The sequence below is a fragment of the Priestia sp. 40 genome (genome assembly GCF_049368575.1).
Taxonomy (GTDB): domain Bacteria; phylum Bacillota; class Bacilli; order Bacillales; family Bacillaceae_H; genus Priestia; species Priestia zanthoxyli.
Genome location: NZ_JBMPZA010000012.1, coordinates 190,424 through 207,137, shown reverse-complemented (window position 1 = coordinate 207,137; position 16,714 = coordinate 190,424). Strand labels below are relative to the sequence as shown.

The 16,714-nt window shown below is 36.5% G+C and carries 17 protein-coding genes; 13 read left to right on the top strand and 4 right to left on the bottom strand.

Translation table 11 applies throughout. The features are described from left to right. The first annotated feature begins 2 nt into the window (after window positions 1–2). The 13 genes from ACO1DI_RS13885 (at window position 3) to ACO1DI_RS13825 (ending at window position 13,518) form a co-directional block, all read left to right on the top strand. Window positions 3–2,354: an immune inhibitor A domain-containing protein gene (locus ACO1DI_RS13885; protein WP_423145384.1), complete on the top strand. Its 2,352-nt coding sequence runs from the start codon at window positions 3–5 to the stop codon at window positions 2,352–2,354. 221 nt (window positions 2,355–2,575) lie between these two features. Next, entirely contained in the window at window positions 2,576–3,955 is a 1,380-nt protein-coding gene (gene fumC / locus ACO1DI_RS13880; RefSeq protein WP_423145383.1) for a class II fumarate hydratase, read from the top strand. A 172-nt stretch (window positions 3,956–4,127) separates the two neighbouring features. Continuing rightward, window positions 4,128–4,346, top strand: a complete 219-nt coding sequence (locus tag ACO1DI_RS13875; protein ID WP_108674720.1) for a hypothetical protein — start codon at window positions 4,128–4,130, stop codon at window positions 4,344–4,346. Between the two features lie 46 nt (window positions 4,347–4,392). Further along, entirely contained in the window at window positions 4,393–5,289 is an 897-nt protein-coding gene (locus tag ACO1DI_RS13870) for a GH25 family lysozyme (protein WP_243549333.1), read from the top strand. A gap of 61 nt (window positions 5,290–5,350) precedes the next feature. Next, on the top strand, window positions 5,351–5,617 hold the full coding sequence (locus tag ACO1DI_RS13865; RefSeq protein WP_140450848.1) for a hypothetical protein: 267 nt from the start codon (window positions 5,351–5,353) through the stop codon (window positions 5,615–5,617). 135 nt (window positions 5,618–5,752) lie between these two features. Then, entirely contained in the window at window positions 5,753–7,840 is a 2,088-nt protein-coding gene (locus ACO1DI_RS13860) for a PAS domain S-box protein (RefSeq protein WP_140450849.1), read from the top strand. A gap of 89 nt (window positions 7,841–7,929) precedes the next feature. Next, window positions 7,930–8,142, top strand: a complete 213-nt coding sequence (locus ACO1DI_RS13855) for a hypothetical protein (RefSeq protein WP_013083131.1) — start codon at window positions 7,930–7,932, stop codon at window positions 8,140–8,142. 256 nt (window positions 8,143–8,398) lie between these two features. Beyond that, window positions 8,399–8,539: a YjcZ family sporulation protein gene (locus tag ACO1DI_RS13850; RefSeq protein WP_013057023.1), complete on the top strand. Its 141-nt coding sequence runs from the start codon at window positions 8,399–8,401 to the stop codon at window positions 8,537–8,539. A gap of 512 nt (window positions 8,540–9,051) precedes the next feature. Then, window positions 9,052–10,740, top strand: a complete 1,689-nt coding sequence (locus ACO1DI_RS13845) for a M4 family metallopeptidase (protein ID WP_115653873.1) — start codon at window positions 9,052–9,054, stop codon at window positions 10,738–10,740. A 307-nt stretch (window positions 10,741–11,047) separates the two neighbouring features. Next, on the top strand, window positions 11,048–11,788 hold the full coding sequence (locus ACO1DI_RS13840; protein ID WP_115653874.1) for a metallophosphoesterase family protein: 741 nt from the start codon (window positions 11,048–11,050) through the stop codon (window positions 11,786–11,788). A 276-nt stretch (window positions 11,789–12,064) separates the two neighbouring features. Further along, window positions 12,065–12,733, top strand: coding sequence for a fructose-6-phosphate aldolase (fsa, locus tag ACO1DI_RS13835; protein WP_115653875.1), 669 nt, complete (start codon window positions 12,065–12,067; stop codon window positions 12,731–12,733). 164 nt (window positions 12,734–12,897) lie between these two features. After that, window positions 12,898–13,116 (top strand): spore germination protein, encoded by a 219-nt coding sequence (locus ACO1DI_RS13830; protein ID WP_028413367.1) that lies wholly within the window; start codon window positions 12,898–12,900, stop codon window positions 13,114–13,116. A 114-nt stretch (window positions 13,117–13,230) separates the two neighbouring features. Beyond that, the gene (locus tag ACO1DI_RS13825; RefSeq protein WP_099330992.1) at window positions 13,231–13,518 is read left to right on the top strand and encodes a 3-isopropylmalate dehydratase; all 288 of its coding nucleotides are present in this window, start codon (window positions 13,231–13,233) and stop codon (window positions 13,516–13,518) included. 28 nt (window positions 13,519–13,546) lie between these two features. Here ACO1DI_RS13825 and ACO1DI_RS13820 read toward each other — a convergent pair whose 3' ends face one another. The 4 genes from ACO1DI_RS13820 to ACO1DI_RS13805 all read right to left on the bottom strand — a co-directional run bounded on the left by ACO1DI_RS13820 (window position 13,547) and on the right by ACO1DI_RS13805 (window position 16,471). Beyond that, window positions 13,547–14,218, bottom strand: a complete 672-nt coding sequence (locus ACO1DI_RS13820; RefSeq protein WP_099330993.1) for an NAD(P)H-dependent oxidoreductase — start codon at window positions 14,216–14,218, stop codon at window positions 13,547–13,549. Between the two features lie 302 nt (window positions 14,219–14,520). Next, the gene (gene sspL / locus ACO1DI_RS13815; protein ID WP_423145382.1) at window positions 14,521–14,661 is read right to left on the bottom strand and encodes a small, acid-soluble spore protein L; all 141 of its coding nucleotides are present in this window, start codon (window positions 14,659–14,661) and stop codon (window positions 14,521–14,523) included. Between the two features lie 172 nt (window positions 14,662–14,833). Beyond that, window positions 14,834–15,604 carry an SDR family NAD(P)-dependent oxidoreductase gene (locus tag ACO1DI_RS13810; RefSeq protein ID WP_115653877.1) on the bottom strand — a complete coding sequence of 257 codons (771 nt, stop codon included), beginning with the start codon at window positions 15,602–15,604 and terminating at the stop codon, window positions 14,834–14,836. Window positions 15,605–15,871: 267 nt separating this feature from the next. Next, window positions 15,872–16,471, bottom strand: a complete 600-nt coding sequence (locus ACO1DI_RS13805) for a DedA family protein (RefSeq protein WP_014460120.1) — start codon at window positions 16,469–16,471, stop codon at window positions 15,872–15,874. Window positions 16,472–16,714: the final 243 nt, after the last annotated feature.

Below are 16,714 nucleotides of genomic sequence, written 5' to 3'. Positions count from 1 at the left end.
ACTTGAAAAGCTGGAAAAAGATTTTGGGGACATCTTTTCTTGCCACAACTGTTACATTAAGCGGAGTGGGGCCAGTACTTATGAACGGAAGTACTGCTTCAGCTAAAACCGGACAATCGGAGGAACTTCCGAGTTCACCAATTGATATGAATACAGTACCGGAAGAAAGATTGGCTAACGCACTGAAAAACCAAGGAGTCATTTCTCAAAGTGCAACACCGCAAGAAGTGAAGAAAGCCGTTACTTCTTACATAAACAAAAAAGATGCACATAAAGAGAGCATGAAGGGACATAAAGCTAGCAAAATTGATTTGAAAGCGAAAGAAATGCAAACAAAACAAAAAGAAAAGTTTCAACGAGGCGAATTTGCTAACATTAAGTCTCAAGGAAACAATTCGGGGAACGGGGTAAATGTTAAACCTGCAGCTCAGGCCAAATATAACGGACAAGTGAGAAAAGATAAAGTTCTTGTTCTTTTAGTCGAATACGCAGACTTTAAGCACAACAATGTCGTTCAAGAACCTGGTTATATGTATGCAAAAGATTTTAACCGAAATCACTATCAGCAATTAATGTTTGGAAAGAAAGATTTTACGCTATTTAACGGTAAGAAAATTAAAACGTTTAAACAATATTATGAAGAACAGTCTGGAGGTAGTTACACAGTAGATGGAACGGTTTCTGACTGGTTAACTGTACCAGGAAACGCAAAAGAATACGGAGCAGATAATCCAGCGGGAGGAAACGATAATGCGCCTGGATCTAAAGGGCCTCGTAACCTCGTAAAAGAAGCGCTTGCTGCAGCAGCAAAAAGCGGCATTAATCTTTCAGATTATGATCAGTTCGATCAATATGATATCGATGGAGACGGCAACCGAAATGAGCCTGACGGCATAGTGGACCACTTAATGGTCATTCATGCTGGAACTGGGCAAGAAGCAGGTGGAGGTAAACTAGGAAACGATGCTATCTGGTCTCATCGCTCTACTTTGGGACAAGTGTATAAAGTTCCTGGAACAAACATGGCTGCTTATGATTATACAATTGAACCAGAAGACGGAGCAGTTGGCGTTTTTGCTCATGAATTTGGCCATGATTTAGGTTTGCCGGATGAGTATGATACACAGTATACGGGTCAAGGTGAGCCGGTAGGCGTTTGGTCAATTATGAGCGGAGGGAGCTGGGCTGGTGAAGTAGCTGGAACAGAACCGACAAGTTTCTCCCCGCAAAATAAAGAATTTTTCCAAGCAAATATGGGTGGAAACTGGGCAAATATTCAACAAATCGACAGCAAAAACATTACAAAATCGGGCTCTGTGAGCGTGGTTGATCAAAGTGTGACAAAATCTAAACGACCAGGTATTGTGAAGATTAATTTACCTAAAAAAGCTGTTCAAGGGATTAAGCCTGAGTTTGGAAGCAACTATTACTACAGTAAACGCGGAGACGATCTGCATACGACGATGACTACGCCAGAGTTTGATTTAACAGCAGCAAAAACAGCTAAATTCAATTACAAAGCATTCTATGAAGTAGAGGCAGAATACGATTACTTATATGTAAATGCGATTCTTCCTGACGGTTCAAAAGTTCTGTTAGATACAATTGGTGATAAAGCGAATAATGCAGATGGTTCTGCTGAAACATCTAACGGAAAATGGGAAGATAAAAGCTATGACTTGACGCAGTTTAAAGGTAAAAAAATCAAGCTTCAATTTGAATACGTAACGGACGGCGGACTTGCTCTTCAAGGATTCGCCCTTGATAATGCTAGTTTAGTAGTAGATGGAAAAACGGTATTTACGGACGATGCTGAAGGAGCTCCAAAAGTAACGTTAGATGGATTTGAAAAGACAAACGGCATCAGCTACAAAGATAACTATTATTACCTTGAGTGGAGAAACTACGCAGGCAGTGATAAAGCACTTCAATTCGCGCGCGGTGCAAAATATAATACAGGCATGCTGCTTTGGTACGCAGATGAAAGCTATCTTGATAACTGGGTAGGACAACATCCAGGTGAAGGATTCCTTGGTGTAGTTGATTCACATGCTCATAAAGTTCTTTACTTTAATGTGAATGGTATTAGCACTACAGCAAATTCAAGCCGATATCAAATTGCAGACGCGGCGTTCTCATTTGATAAATCACCTGCTTGGTCATATTCTCATAAAACGTGGGGAACGATTTCATCTAAAGAATCAAACGGCGTTACAAGCTTTAACGACAAAAAATCGTATTTAGATGAAAGAATTAAAGATGCAGGCCGCTTGCTTCCTCAAAACGGATTAAAATTAGACGTAATTGGTGAAGCGAAAGACAATTCAGCTGGTGCTGTATGGATTCATAAGTAAAATTGAACGTATTAAAAAGATCTGAAGAGCGTATTCTTCGGATCTTTTTGTGTATCATAAAATCAAAATAAACTATGAGCTAAATAATCAAAGACGCTAAGCCCGTTTAAAAAATAGAAAAAAGGGAATTTTCAACAGTGAATAATTGTTATTATGTCATGAAATTCATCCATATAATCAATACTAATAGGTAAAGAAAATATTGAAAAGGAGTTCTAACTATGAGCTATCGTATCGAAAGAGATTCAATTGGAGAAATCAAAGTGGCAGAAGATAAACTATGGGGAGCGCAGACGCAAAGAAGTAAAGAAAACTTTCCGATAGGAATTGAAAAAATGCCGATTGAAGTAATACGCGCTTTTGCGGTTTTAAAGAAAAGTGCGGCTATTAGTAATCATAAACTAGGCAAACTATCAGCAGGGAAATCGGAAGCCATCGTACAAGCTGCTAACGAAATTATTGAAGGGAAATGGAATGAACATTTTCCTTTAGTGGTATGGCAGACAGGAAGCGGAACGCAATCAAACATGAATGTAAATGAAGTGATTTCCCACCGTGGAAACCAGCTAATAAACGGCGACGAAACGCTCCATCCAAATGATGATGTCAATATGTCACAAAGCTCTAACGATACTTTCCCTACAGCTCTTCATATTGCAGCTGTACTAGAAGTCGAAGATAAATTATTGCCTGCTCTAAAAACATTAAAAGAAACGTTCGCTGCGAAGCAAGAGCAGTTTAAAGATATTATTAAAATAGGAAGAACCCATTTGCAGGATGCTACACCGCTAACACTAGGACAAGAAATTAGCGGATGGCATCATATGCTCGAAAAGAACGAAGAAATGATTAAACAAAGCGTAGAGTATATGAAGGAATTAGCTATTGGCGGTACAGCTGTTGGGACGGGGATAAATGCACATCCTGACTTCGGTGCTGAAGTAGCGAAAGAAATCAGCAGCACGCTTGGAAAAACATTTATCTCAGCACCTAATAAATTTCATGCATTAACAAGTCATGATCAAGTGGTTTATGCCCACGGTGCACTCAAAGCCTTAGCAGCTGACTTAATGAAAATCGCCAATGACGTACGCTGGCTGGCAAGCGGTCCTCGGAGCGGACTAGGCGAAATTACAATTCCTGCTAACGAACCAGGAAGTTCTATTATGCCTGGAAAAGTAAATCCAACTCAAAGTGAAGCTCTAACAATGGTTTCTGCACAAGTGCTTGGGAATGACGTGACGATTGGCATTGCGGCTAGTCAAGGAAACTTTGAATTAAATGTATTTAAGCCGGTTATTATTTATAATTTTTTACAATCAGTCAGACTGCTGACAGATTCCATGCAGGCTTTTAACGATAAATGCGCAGTAGGAATTGAACCCAACAAAGAAAAAATTCAGCATAATCTAGAAAATTCTCTTATGCTTGTAACAGCATTAAATCCGCACATAGGTTATGAAAACGCGGCTAAAATCGCCAAACTGGCTCATCAAGAAGGAACCACATTAAAAGAAGCAGCGGTCAAAACAGGACTCCTGACAGAAGAACAATTTGAGCGATGGGTAAATCCTGCGAATATGATTCATCCATCAAAATAAAAAAAGAAGCCAAGCATTCCGAGCTGCTTGGCTTCTTTTTTTAATAAAATAAACATTGTTCTAAATAAACATATAAAAGAAACTGCGGATTAAAAGAAATTTTACACGTCCTTATACTAGATTCAAGTACATAAGATTAGGGTATTTACATATTTATAAAGGAGGGATTCAAGTGACGTACGAAGTGAAGTTTTATTTTGGAAATGAAAAATCAATCAGTACATTGGTTGAATCAGAAAATGTAAAAGAGCTTGAGGAATCTATTATTCATACGCAAGGATGGTATCGTTATTATGACAAAAAACACGAAGCTTATTTAGCCATACAAATGAGCAACGTTTTACACATTGTTATAAAAGAATATCAGGATCCGGAAAAACAGGGGTTTTAAAGTATTCGTCGTATACATAAGGAAGCTAGCAAAAGAGGTGAAAACTATGCAAAGGCGACACTCAAATAATCCTATTATTCTCGACGTTTCTCATCATCAAGGAATCATTAATTGGAAAGAAATAAAAAACACCTCAGTAAAAGGGGTGTATATAAAGCTAACAGAAGGCGGAACTTTTGTAGACCCTAGATCCTATGAAAATTATATAGGTGCCAAAAATGCGGGCTTGAGAGTAGGATTTTATCATTATGCTCACTGTACAAATAGTCCGGAAAAAGAAGCTGCTTTTTTTATTACTCAGCTCGGACAAATGAAACTAGACCTTCCCCCATGTTTGGATCTAGAAGAAGATAAGAAAAAGTCCAAAGAGTTTATTTCTCGCTTTGCCGCAAGCTGGCTCGAGCATGTTCACAAAACAACAGGGATTAAGCCTATCGTATATACGAACTATCATTTTGCTAAAACTTTTTTTACAAACGAAATAAGTAAGTATCCTTTGTGGGTAGCAAGATATAGTGCAGCCAACAGACAAGGCGGTATGCAGCACCCTGGTGAGCTAAGTCAGTGGCAGCGATGGGCAATGTTTCAGTATACGGATTCTGGCAGAGTAAAAGGAATTTCTACAAACGTGGATATAAATGAAATGGACTACTCATTTTTTAAAGAAGTCACAACAAATCTCTCTATGACGAATAATACAAAAGGACCCTTTGTGTATTCTAAAGGTGATAGAGGGTTAGGAGTCAAACAAATTCAGCAAAACTTACTTGCACTAGGTTTTTCTCTTCCGAAGTTTGGAGCAGACGGTTTCTATGGAGATGAATTAATCGCTGCGGTGAAAAAATTCCAGAATCGATATGGCCTTTTTTCAGATGGGATAGCAGGAGCGGACACACTGCCGCGTCTTGTTAAAGAAGTGAATAATCTGAATAATCTGGTTTGAGAGATTACCTAATAGGGAAAAGTCACTGTAAGATTCAAAAAGGTACAAGGAAGGAGCTATTATGAGAAAACGAAAACAAAAAGCATTGATATCAGGTATTACCCTATCAACTGTAGGAGTCGGCATTACGTCTTATATATTAAGCGATGCTGCGAAACGACGAAAAGTAAAAGGATTTGTTCGAAGTGCCAAAGTAAAACTTTCAAGTTTATCTAAAAAACAGCAGGTAAATGCTAGCCTAAATAAAGATGTGCATTCAGATCCTACGTACGTTTCTGAAAGCAATATGATTTCAGAAGGACCTATGTATCAAGATCAGCATAGATAATAAAAAAACTAGTCTTGCCTCGGGCAAGACTAGTTTTTTTATTAATTTTATAAATAGCAGCGCTTATTCATGTTACACTCTCTATATAAGGGAATTATTTCACGCATATTTACAAGTAAAGGAGGATTAGAAGGAGTGGTTAGTAGCGGACTATTTGTTAACTTATGTATTTTTTCGTTTTTTGTGAGTATTATGATTGCGATACGAATATTTTTGTTACAGCGTCTAGCCCATAAATACAAATGGATGAGTGGTATTTATGCAAGTATTGTTTCTGCTATTCTTATGGTATATAGCGTTACGTATCAACAGATTACATATGATTTACGTTTTCTTCCTCTTATTTTGACCGTTTTATACTTTGGTTATAGAGCCGGTGCAGTTGCAGGTATTACTATGGCCGTGTGCAGTATCTATTTAGAAAGTCATTGGTTACTGACTATCTTAATTTTAATTTTTACCTTTTTGTTTTCCCTTCCTCTTATTCGATATAGAAAGCAGTTTTCTTTATTAAAACAATCTCTTCTTTGTTTTTTTATTCATTTTATCGTTCATGTCTTACTGACAAATTACTTCTGGAATACACCTATTCAGTCGCCGTTTTATAGCGAAGTAGAATATTTAGTGTTCGGAATTCTCGGACTGGGAATAGCCGTAGCGACGATAGAATTTTATCGTAAATTTTACGCTGTAGCAGAAGAAGCTGCTTATGCTGGATCAGATTCATGTAAGGATGAAGAAGATTCTTTTTTTATCAGAATAATGAAAAAAGAATTAGAATATACGAAAGAACAGCTGGAGTCTTTTATTAATCATCACATGGATGCGGTGATCATAACTGATTTAGAAGGGCGGATCTTGCGAGTTAATGAAGCCTACGAAAAAGTATATGGTTGGAAAGCCCACGAAGTCATTGGGAAAAAATATTACGATATAGCAGGAGCTTTTAGTGAGGACGTACATGAGAATATAAAAAAGACGGTTGCTGAAAAAGAGGCAATCAATCGAGTAGAAGTAGTAAGAGCTCGTAAAGATGGAAGTTTAGTAGACCTTCGCATCACTATTTCGCCGATTTTTAATGGCAAAGATGAGTTGGTAGGTTTGTCTGGAGTATGTGTGGATATATCTGAAGCTAAAAAAGCTAAACAAGAGCTTGACTTGTTACATCGTAAGCTTAAGGAAAGTGAGTTAAAGTACCGCACGTTATTTGAATATGCAAACGACGCAATTTACTTACTTGAAATAGGTACGAATCATTTTCCTTCTCGTTTTATTGAAGTAAATGAAGCCGGCTGTAAGCGCTTTGGATATACCAGAGAAGAGCTTTTATCCATGCCTTGCCACCATATTATACCTAGAAATTCTGACATTGTTCAAAAAACAGTCGAAGAAATTCGCCAAGGAAATCTTTCTTTTACGCTGCAATCACAGTTTACATTTAAGTCTGGCGAAATAAAAAAACTAGAATATAGTGGAAAGCTGTTCAATATAGAAAACAAAAAAGTGCTTCTTATTGTTTCAAGAGACAGAACAGAGTACTTAAAAACAGAAGAGCTGCTGCAGAAATCTGAGAAATTAGCAGCGGTCGGGCAGCTTGCTACAGCTATTGCTCATGAAATTAGAAATCCTTTAACGGCCATCAAAGGGTTTATGCAGCTATTAACTGAAAAAGCGAGTAAAGAAGAGTTAACCTATATGAACATTATATCCTCTGAAATTGAGCGTATTGAAATGATTACAGATGAATTCATGTCAGTGGCAAAACCACAGGCCGTAACATTTCAGTCAATTGATTTGCAGCTGTTAATTCAACAAGTGATTTTATTGCTGCAGCCTCAAGCAACCATGAAAAACATCTTTATTGAACTTCACTCATATGGAGAAATGTCTCTTGTATATTGTGAAAGCAATCAAATGAAACAGGTGTTTATAAATATTCTTAAAAATGCGATTGAAGCAATGCCTTCTGGAGGAGAAATTAAAGTTGAGCTGAGACAAAAAGACAGCAATCACCTTTATATTCAAATTATTGATGAAGGTGTAGGAATTTCAAAAGATCGCATCAAACATTTAGGTGAACCATTTTACAGTATTAAAGAAGACGGCATTGGGTTAGGGTTAATGATATGCTTTAATATTATCCAGCAGCATAAAGGAACTCTTAGTATTGAAAGTGAAGTAAACAAAGGGACGAATGTGGAAATTTGTTTACCGTTAGAATAAAAGGTAATCAGTTAAAGGAAGAAGAAATTTTGCAACAAGTTGTTTAGTAAAGTTATAATATTCTATGTTGGAGTAAAATAAGCAAAGGAGTGGTTACGATTAAACAGAAAAAGTGGATTAACATATTTCGTATTCTGTATATTATTTTTGCTATTATTGCGATTGGAGCATCTTTTGGAGACTATTCTTTTGGGCTGAATAATCCCCGCATAGTCAGTTTAACGGCTCTCGTTTTGGCGGTTATTTGTATTGTTCCGTATTACATACTTCGCTTTAAAGAACAAGCTTCTAAAAGTAAATAAGTTAATATTTGTTATCTTAAAAGAGGATGGGGCAAAAGTATTTTAGTTGAAGGAAGATCCGAACGATTCATCGTTCGGATTTTTTTGCTATGGTGAACATGGGTTTAATTTAGCTGGTTGCTTCTAGCGGTTGATTGGAGTGATTTCGTTATGTCTCAATCTCTTTTTATCGTCATAAAAGGGCGATAAATGGGCGAGCATTTTTCCTAGCCTGTACATATGCTATAGAGTAAACAGGCTACGGAGGTGAAGTGAAATGGGATTTTGTAACTGGGGTTACGGCGGTGGTTATGGCTACGGCGGTTACGGCGGCTACGGTAATTACGGTGGCGGTTTTGCATTAATCGTTGTACTATTTGTTTTATTAGTTATCGTTGGTTGTACATGTTTCAAATAAAAAAAAGCACGAATCTGCAAAGATTTTAGTAGATTCGTGCTTTTTTATGTTCATAAGAAGGGCAGTACTATAATAAAATAATGTTGTGCACATACATAAAAAACATATAAAAAATTTAATTAATAGATTAAAAAAATAAAAAAATGAAGAGGAAGAGTAGATTTAAGCTGCAAAAAGGGTCTGAAATTTATAATTTTCCTTATAAGTAATTTTTGTAAAATGCTTAATAGAACTGATAGTAAGACCGAATAACACTACCTAGACCGCTAGTTTTTATCAGCTGACTAGAAGAATTATTTTACTTGTATGAAAATCAACGTAAATGATTTTCATATAGTTTAAATAGGTAAAAAAGACTTATTGTAGAGTGTTTATTTTTAATTTTCATAATAATAGGAATATTAAAATAATATATAGACGTAGTAATTTTTAGTTGCTATAATGTTGCTAATTATCACAATTAACAGAAAAATTGAGGTAATTAAATTTACTAGGGATAGGGAGAAAAAACTATGAAAAAGAAAAAACAGGCTTTAAAGGTATTATTATCAGTTGGTATTCTTTCTTCATCATTTGCTTTTGCACATACGAGCAGTGCTGCGCCAAATAATGTACTTTCAACTGAAAAGTATAACAAAGAAATCAAATCTCCTGAGTTTATTTCCGGAAAGCTTTCAGGACCGTCATCACAGAAGGCTCAAGACGTTGTATTTCACTATATGAATACAAATAAAGACAAATATAAATTAGGAAATGAAAATGCTCAAAACTCATTTAAAGTAACAGAAGTGGTGAAAGATCCTGTGGAACAAGCAACCGTGGTACGCTTGCAGCAAGTATATAATAATATTCCTGTTTGGGGATCTACTCAATTAGCACACGTAGCGACAGATGGAACCTTAAAAGTTGTATCAGGTACAGTAGCTCCTGATTTAGATAAAAAGGAAAAATTAAAAGGACAGAAGCAAGTTGACAGCAAAAAGGCGATTCAAGCAGCTGAAAAAGACTTAGGATTTAAGCCGACGTATGAAAAATCTCCTTCATCTGAACTGTATATTTATCAAAATGGTTCAGACACTACATATGCTTATGTAGTAAATTTAAATTTCTTAAATCCTGAACCAGGCAACTATTATTACTTTGTTGATGCTACTAGCGGTAAAGTACTGGATAAGTACAATACAATTGATTCCGTAGCTGGTTCAAAAGCCGACGTGAAGCAAGCGGCAAAACCGGCAGCGAAACCTGTAACAGGCACAAATGCTATTGGCTCAGGGAAAGGAGTGCTTGGAGATACTAAATCCTTAAAGACAACGTTATCTGGTTCTACGTACTACTTACAAGATAATACAAGAGGCGCTACAATCTATACGTACGATGCAAAAAATCGTACATCTCTTCCGGGTACGCTATGGGCAGATACCGATAATACGTACAATGCAACCCGCGATGCAGCTGCAGTAGATGCTCACTATTATGCAGGCGTGACATATGATTATTATAAAAACAAGTTTAACCGCAACTCCTATGACAATGCAGGAGCTCCGCTAAAATCGACTGTTCATTATAGCAGCGGCTACAACAATGCGTTTTGGAATGGCTCTCAAATGGTATATGGAGATGGAGATGGAACTACTTTTGTTCCGCTATCAGGAGGATTAGATGTGATCGGACATGAATTGACGCATGCGGTCACAGAAAGAAGTTCTAATTTAATCTATCAATATGAATCAGGTGCATTAAACGAAGCAATTTCCGATATTTTCGGAACATTGGTAGAATACTATGACAACCGCAATCCAGATTGGGAAATTGGAGAAGATATTTATACGCCTGGAACAAGCGGTGATGCCCTTCGTTCAATGAGCAACCCAGCGAAATACGGAGATCCGGATCATTATTCAAAGCGCTATACAGGTTCTAGTGACAACGGCGGAGTTCATACAAACAGTGGTATTATCAACAAAGCTGCTTACTTGCTAGCTAACGGAGGAACGCATTACGGCGTTACTGTAACAGGCATCGGCGGCGATAAGCTAGGAAAAATTTATTACCGTGCTAATACGCTATACTTCACTCAATCTACAACGTTTAGCCAAGCGCGTGCAGGTTTAGTACAAGCTGCTGCTGATCTATACGGTTCAGGATCTCAAGAAGTAATTTCAGTAGGCAAGTCATTTGACGCAGTTGGTGTTCAATAAGTTATAAACCAAAAGTCGCAAGATAAATGAGGTATCTTACGACTTTCTATACTACCTTACTACCAATAAAGGAGTACTCGTATAAATATATTACAGTACTCCTTTATTTTATGTTAATAAATCAGGAAGATAGATTTCTTCTCAATTCATAAAAATCCGCTTCTTATTCCTCCCTTTTATATCCATTCGAATTATACCGTTGTTTGTTAAATGAAGAGGACCCGTTTTAGTAAACGGTCTTATTATAAAATGTTATAATAAAGAAAAGAATTGAATACATACATATGAAAAAGGAGTGGAGGAATCAATGGATAAAATTGCTGTTATTTCAGATATCCACGGAAATCTTCCTGCATTAGAAGCAGTTTTAGGTGACATACAACAACGAGATATCCATCGCATCATTTGTCTAGGTGATTTAGTAGGAAAAGGACCTGACTCAAGTAAAGCGATTGATATCATAAAAGAAAAGTGCGAAGTAACAGTAATGGGAAACTGGGATGACTTCATTACAAAGCCTGCGGAATTTGAAGCGCTAAAATGGCATCAGAAGAAGTTAAGTTCAGCTCAAGAGGCATACTTAAAGGAACTTCCTTTTTCTGTTGAGTTTATGATGAGCGGAAAATTAATTAGAATGTTTCACGCTTCACCTAGAAGTCTTTATGACCGAATTCAACCCTGGGATTCACTTGAAAAGCGCCTTAGTCTATTTGCTAATACGGAATATACGGAAAATATAAAAGGATCAAGAGAGCCAGATGTCATCTGTTACGGAGATGTACATAATGCATTTATTCAACATATTAAAGGGAAAACGCTATGTAATGTAGGAAGTGTAGGAAACCCGCTTGATTTACCACAAGCTTCCTATCTTATCTTGGAAGGAAAGGATCAAGACGAAAGCCCTTCAGCATTTTCTATTCAATTCGTGCGTATTCCATACGATATTGAAAAGGCAATCGAATTGGCGAGATCTGTAGAGATGCCGGACTTTGAACCTTACGTTCAAGAACTAAAAACAGCTCGCTATAGAGGACTGAAAAATTAAGAATAGAATGAATCTCAACCTTCAGCATAAGTGCTGAAGGTTTTTTAGTGGAGTATATGGGGGGTTTTTCAACATCATTAGTATGATACATGCAAATAAAAGTTATTCCGATGAATTTAAGAGAGGGAAAACTTGGAGAAAAACATACAGCATTTGAAAGGAAATAAATTTTATTTTATGAAGACAATATGAAGAGGGCAATTCTATTTGAACATAAAGTCATGCAAAAACGCCCCTGAAAAGCTGCTTTTACTATAACGAGTGGAGGAATACATGATGAAATTTTTTATTGATACAGCTAACCTGGAAGATATTAAAAAAGCATATAAAATTGGGGTATTATCAGGTGTTACTACAAACCCTTCGCTAGTAGCTAAAGAAGGCGTAAAGTTTGAAGATCGCATCGAAGAAATTTTAAAAACCGTCCCGGAAGTAGAATCCGTTTCAGCAGAAGTCACGCCCGACACAGTAACAGCAGATGACATGATTGCTCAAGCAGAAGAGCTTATCAAAATTAACGGAGGAGACAAAAATATAACGATTAAACTTCCTATGACCATTGCTGGATTGGAAGCAACCCGTTATCTAGCTAAAAAAGGCGTAAAAACAAACGTAACGTTAATTTTCACAGTGAATCAAGCGCTTCTAGCAGCTCGTGCCGGTGCCACATACGTATCGCCATTTTTAGGACGCTTAGACGATATTTCAGAAGACGGGGTTTATCTGGTATCTCGAATTGCAGAGCTATTTCGAGTTCAACACATTGACTCACAAATTATAGCAGCGTCAGTAAGACACCCAGATCACGTCACACGAGTAGCTCTTGCTGGGGCGCATATTGCGACCATTCCGTATGCCGTAATTGAACAATTAGTAAAACACCCGTTAACAGAGCAAGGAATTGAAAAATTTGCATCAGACTGGGAAAAAGCCGTAAAAAGTTAAATTGACTTAAGGAGAAGACATCATTTTAGTGTCTTCTCTGCTTAAAGAGTACACGAAGATTCTTTTTTTGTATTTTGCAGAAAACAACTTATCATTAATAGGCGAACATCCTATACATATACACAGAGATGACATACGTTAATAGAAACGAAAGAGGTGTTAAAATGGGCTGTATTATTAACATTGAGAATATCGTGACTAACGGGTTAAAAGACAATTCGAATGTAAGCGTAGGCTGTGTTGTACAAAATAGCCACACAGCAAATACAAAATCGGTAGGAGCTTGTTTTTCGTTTGGAAATGGTTCTCCTGCTATTGCCTCTATGACAAACAGTAATATCGACTTTTGCAAAGATGAAGAAAATAAAGAGCAACAATCTTGAAAACAATTCCAGAAATACTCTTTCTGGAATTATTTTTTGGTAAGTGATAGAGTTTTGTTAATAAGATGTTGGATTTTTCAAAGACAAATATCCATGGGGAAGGTGAGCTGCGCTATGAGCATTATTTCGATGATTCCTTATACATACATTGAAAGAAAAGTGAAACGAACACAAAAGGTGACGATTCAGCATTCAAAAGACATATGCTTATACGCTGATAGTATTCAAACAGAGAAAAATTGCTTCCACGTTAACAGCGTGTTTGATATCTCTTACAAATGCGTCTCAAAAGAAAGCGGCTTTTTATACTTACATACAAATCAAGGGATGTTCGCTTATACCATACACACCGATCCTGCTGATTTTATAGCAGCATATAAAGATATAAAAAAGAAGGGATAACATTGCTGTCATCCCTTCTTTTTTGTTATTATTTTATCCACTGTACAACTTGATCCATACTTCTTCTTGTCTTGCCGCGCTTAGGTTCATGAATTCGGTAGCCGAATGCAACCATAACGGAAACATCAAACTTGCCGTCTTCTAGTAATCCTTCTTCTTTTAGAATTTCATGTACTTGGTCATAGTTAAACCCTTCAATTGGGCAAGAATCAATGCCAATTTGAGCAGCTGATGTCATCATATTAGCTAGTGCAATATAAGATTGTTTGCTAGCCCAATCAAATAGCGCTCGCTTGCTTTCGAACAAGTGAAAATCATTTTCTTGGAAATCTTTATAACGAGGCATTAATGTCTCTAATACATCATCCGGCATTTCTTTTACGTTTTTTTGAAGATCCAATACATATTCAGAGTCATATCTTGCGTCTGTGCGAGAAAGAATGATAACAAAATGACTTGCTGTAGGAATTTGACCTTGTGCTCCCCAAGAAACAGCTTTTAATTTTTCTTTTAAATCTTTATTTTCAACGACTAAAAACTTCCAAGGCTCGTAACCTACTGAGCTTGGAGATAAGCGCCCTGTTTCTAAAATAAATTGGAAATCTTCATCGGAAATTTTCTTCGTTGGATCAAACTCTTTTGTAGCATGACGAAAGTTAAATGCGTCTAAAATTTCTTGTTTCTTATCTGTATTGTTCATGTGTAAACAACCTTTCTGTAAAAATATTTAATGATGAACTGTTCAGAGTAATCTATACCCTGTATAGCTTACAACTAACAGTCAGTTAACATACAATTTGTCATAAAATCCGTTTGCAGATTTATCATAAATCATATAAATCATTCTAACAAGTACGCACATTTTTGTTGTATAGTATACTTTTTTATACTATTGATGCAGTTTTATAAGAAGCAGAAAGGAGTAAACAATCTGTGGAGTTTCGTCTTCGAAAAAGTAGTTAAGAGGGGTAGAAAGGAGAAAAGTAATCTTCTCCTTTTTAATTAAATTTTTGTATTCGATTTCTTCGCTTTGTTTTCAAGTTCACTTTTCGGTTCTGCTGAAAATTCAACATCTTTTCCATGTCCTTGAGGGTTAACACCAGGGGCTACTTGACCTCGGTTAGCAGATTTTTTTGTACCCATTTTTGTCACCTCCGTTCGGTTAGTATGTGCAAAAAAGTGAAACAAAAATCAGGAAGTAAAGAGTGGAAAGATAAATATGAAAAGATTATCTTTAAGCATCTTCATTACATAAACAAGATAGTTACTCATTTAAACGGCCATAAAAAAACACCCTCGGAAGGGTGTTTTTCGTTTAAGAATCTGAACTGGTTGCTCTGTCTGCATATGGATAGATAGGATCTTTTAAGTGAAATTCGTAAGTCACTCCATCTACAAGTCCTACCGTTTTATTGCTATCATAAAGATCCAGCATAAAAGCAGCCATTTCTTTTGACGTATGGAACTTAGGTACTCGTCCTTCGTATTCAAAATCACTCATATCCATCGAACGCTGTGCAAATTCTGTTTCAGTAGCAGCTGGAGCAAGAACTTTAGCCTGCATTTTTGCTCCTTTTCCCTTTAATTCTTGAGAAAGACCTTCTGTAAATGCACTTACGTAGAATTTTGTTGCGCAATAAGTGACTGCATCAGCAACAATCGTGTAGCCGCCTCCAGAAGAGACATTAATAAGCTGTGTACCTTCAACGTTTTCATAATCTCTTACAAATAGAGAAGAAAGAATGGTTAAAGCTTCGATATTTAAGTGAAGCATTGTTTCAATTTTAGTTAATTTTTGTTCACCGACAGAAGCAAAGTTTCCGAATCCAGCATTGTTAATCCAAGTTTCTAATTCATACTCTTTGAGTGACTCGTAAAACGTATGAGCATTTTCTGCCACGGATAAATCAACCGACTGGATAATAACATTTACATCTTGGTTCAGTTCTTCAATCTTTCCTTTTAATTCATCCAGCTTGTCCTCTCTACGTGCAGCTAATATAAGGTTTTTTCCGCGCGCTGCGAAAGCTAAAGCTGTTTCATATCCAATTCCTGAACTTGCGCCAGTAATTACTGTATATTTCATGTTGATTCCTCCATTTTCGATGTTTTCAAATTGATTATAATTGTTAAAGTACACTTTAAGTCAAGCGTTTATTCGATTTATTTTTCCCTTTAGAAGTCTGTTTGTAAACATTTGAAGTTGGGTGCTAAACTTCAGTGATTTGCAACGATTTTTAATTAAGTGGGCGCTAGGAACTACGGCGGTGATGACACTAGCTGCATTAATCTTAGGTGTTATTTCTATTTAATAAAAAAAGACCCCTCGGGGTCTTTTTTTATATTCTTAATCTTAAGTTGAACTAGACTGTTCGCTGCAACTACTCTTTTTAAAATAGAACTTATAAATTAAAAATCCGCATACAGCCACTACCGCTGCAATTAGAATATAAGTTTGTGCATCTGAGATAAAAGACTGAATGGACTTAAAGTTTCCGATTTGTCCTAGCCAAAGCATGGCAATATTCAAAGGAAAGATACCAAGAAATGTGAGCAGAGCAAACGGCATAGGTTTTACTTTAGATAGCCCTGAAAGGTAAGAAATGTAGTTGCCGAGCCCTAAAGGACGAGCAATCGCAATACTCCATAATCCGCATTTTTTAAACCATTTTTGCGATTTCTCAAATGCTTTTTTCTTTTTTGATAATTTTTTCTTTACCTTATCTTCTAATTTATAGCCTATCCCATACGGTATAAAGCTAAAAGCTGTATAAACGGCGCTTCCTGCAAGAGCGATTAATAATAATTTCACTATGTGCATGTTTAATAAGTATCCGTAGGTAAGGGTGAGAAGAGAACCAGGAAACGGCAGGGAGGAAGCCTCAATGGCCAGTCCGCTTAAAAGTCCCCAAATTCCAAATTGTTTCAGTAAGTCTGTTATGAAGTGTAGCATAAGATCGCCTCTTTTTCTGTGTCATAACATTCAAATACCCATCTATATGTTCGGAAAAACTTATAAGAGAAAAGAAAATAAAGGAAGAGCGCGGGATATAACAGAAAAAAACTTAGCTTGTACAAGGAAAAAAGAAGGAAGTATATTTTATAGCTTCTACTCAAAGTGAAATTATAGGAAAAAAATAATTGAGTGTGAATTTTTAAATAAACTACGACTTTTATTCATAGTTTTGATTCCTTT

What these genes read in the sequence shown, in the direction of transcription:
- ACO1DI_RS13820 (WP_099330993.1), bottom strand. Translation starts at nt 14,218, where the DNA reads ATGAACAATACAGATAAGAAACAAGAAATTTTAGACGCATTTAACTTT.
- ACO1DI_RS13810 (WP_115653877.1), bottom strand. Translation starts at nt 15,604, where the DNA reads ATGAAATATACAGTAATTACTGGCGCAAGTTCAGGAATTGGATATGAA.
- fsa (WP_115653875.1), top strand. Translation starts at nt 12,065, where the DNA reads ATGAAATTTTTTATTGATACAGCTAACCTGGAAGATATTAAAAAAGCA.
- sspL (WP_423145382.1), bottom strand. Translation starts at nt 14,661, where the DNA reads ATGGGTACAAAAAAATCTGCTAACCGAGGTCAAGTAGCCCCTGGTGTT.
- ACO1DI_RS13840 (WP_115653874.1), top strand. Translation starts at nt 11,048, where the DNA reads ATGGATAAAATTGCTGTTATTTCAGATATCCACGGAAATCTTCCTGCA.
- ACO1DI_RS13865 (WP_140450848.1), top strand. Translation starts at nt 5,351, where the DNA reads ATGAGAAAACGAAAACAAAAAGCATTGATATCAGGTATTACCCTATCA.
- ACO1DI_RS13870 (WP_243549333.1), top strand. Translation starts at nt 4,393, where the DNA reads ATGCAAAGGCGACACTCAAATAATCCTATTATTCTCGACGTTTCTCAT.
- ACO1DI_RS13830 (WP_028413367.1), top strand. Translation starts at nt 12,898, where the DNA reads ATGGGCTGTATTATTAACATTGAGAATATCGTGACTAACGGGTTAAAA.
- fumC (WP_423145383.1), top strand. Translation starts at nt 2,576, where the DNA reads ATGAGCTATCGTATCGAAAGAGATTCAATTGGAGAAATCAAAGTGGCA.
- ACO1DI_RS13845 (WP_115653873.1), top strand. Translation starts at nt 9,052, where the DNA reads ATGAAAAAGAAAAAACAGGCTTTAAAGGTATTATTATCAGTTGGTATT.
- ACO1DI_RS13850 (WP_013057023.1), top strand. Translation starts at nt 8,399, where the DNA reads ATGGGATTTTGTAACTGGGGTTACGGCGGTGGTTATGGCTACGGCGGT.
- ACO1DI_RS13805 (WP_014460120.1), bottom strand. Translation starts at nt 16,471, where the DNA reads ATGCTACACTTCATAACAGACTTACTGAAACAATTTGGAATTTGGGGA.
- ACO1DI_RS13825 (WP_099330992.1), top strand. Translation starts at nt 13,231, where the DNA reads ATGAGCATTATTTCGATGATTCCTTATACATACATTGAAAGAAAAGTG.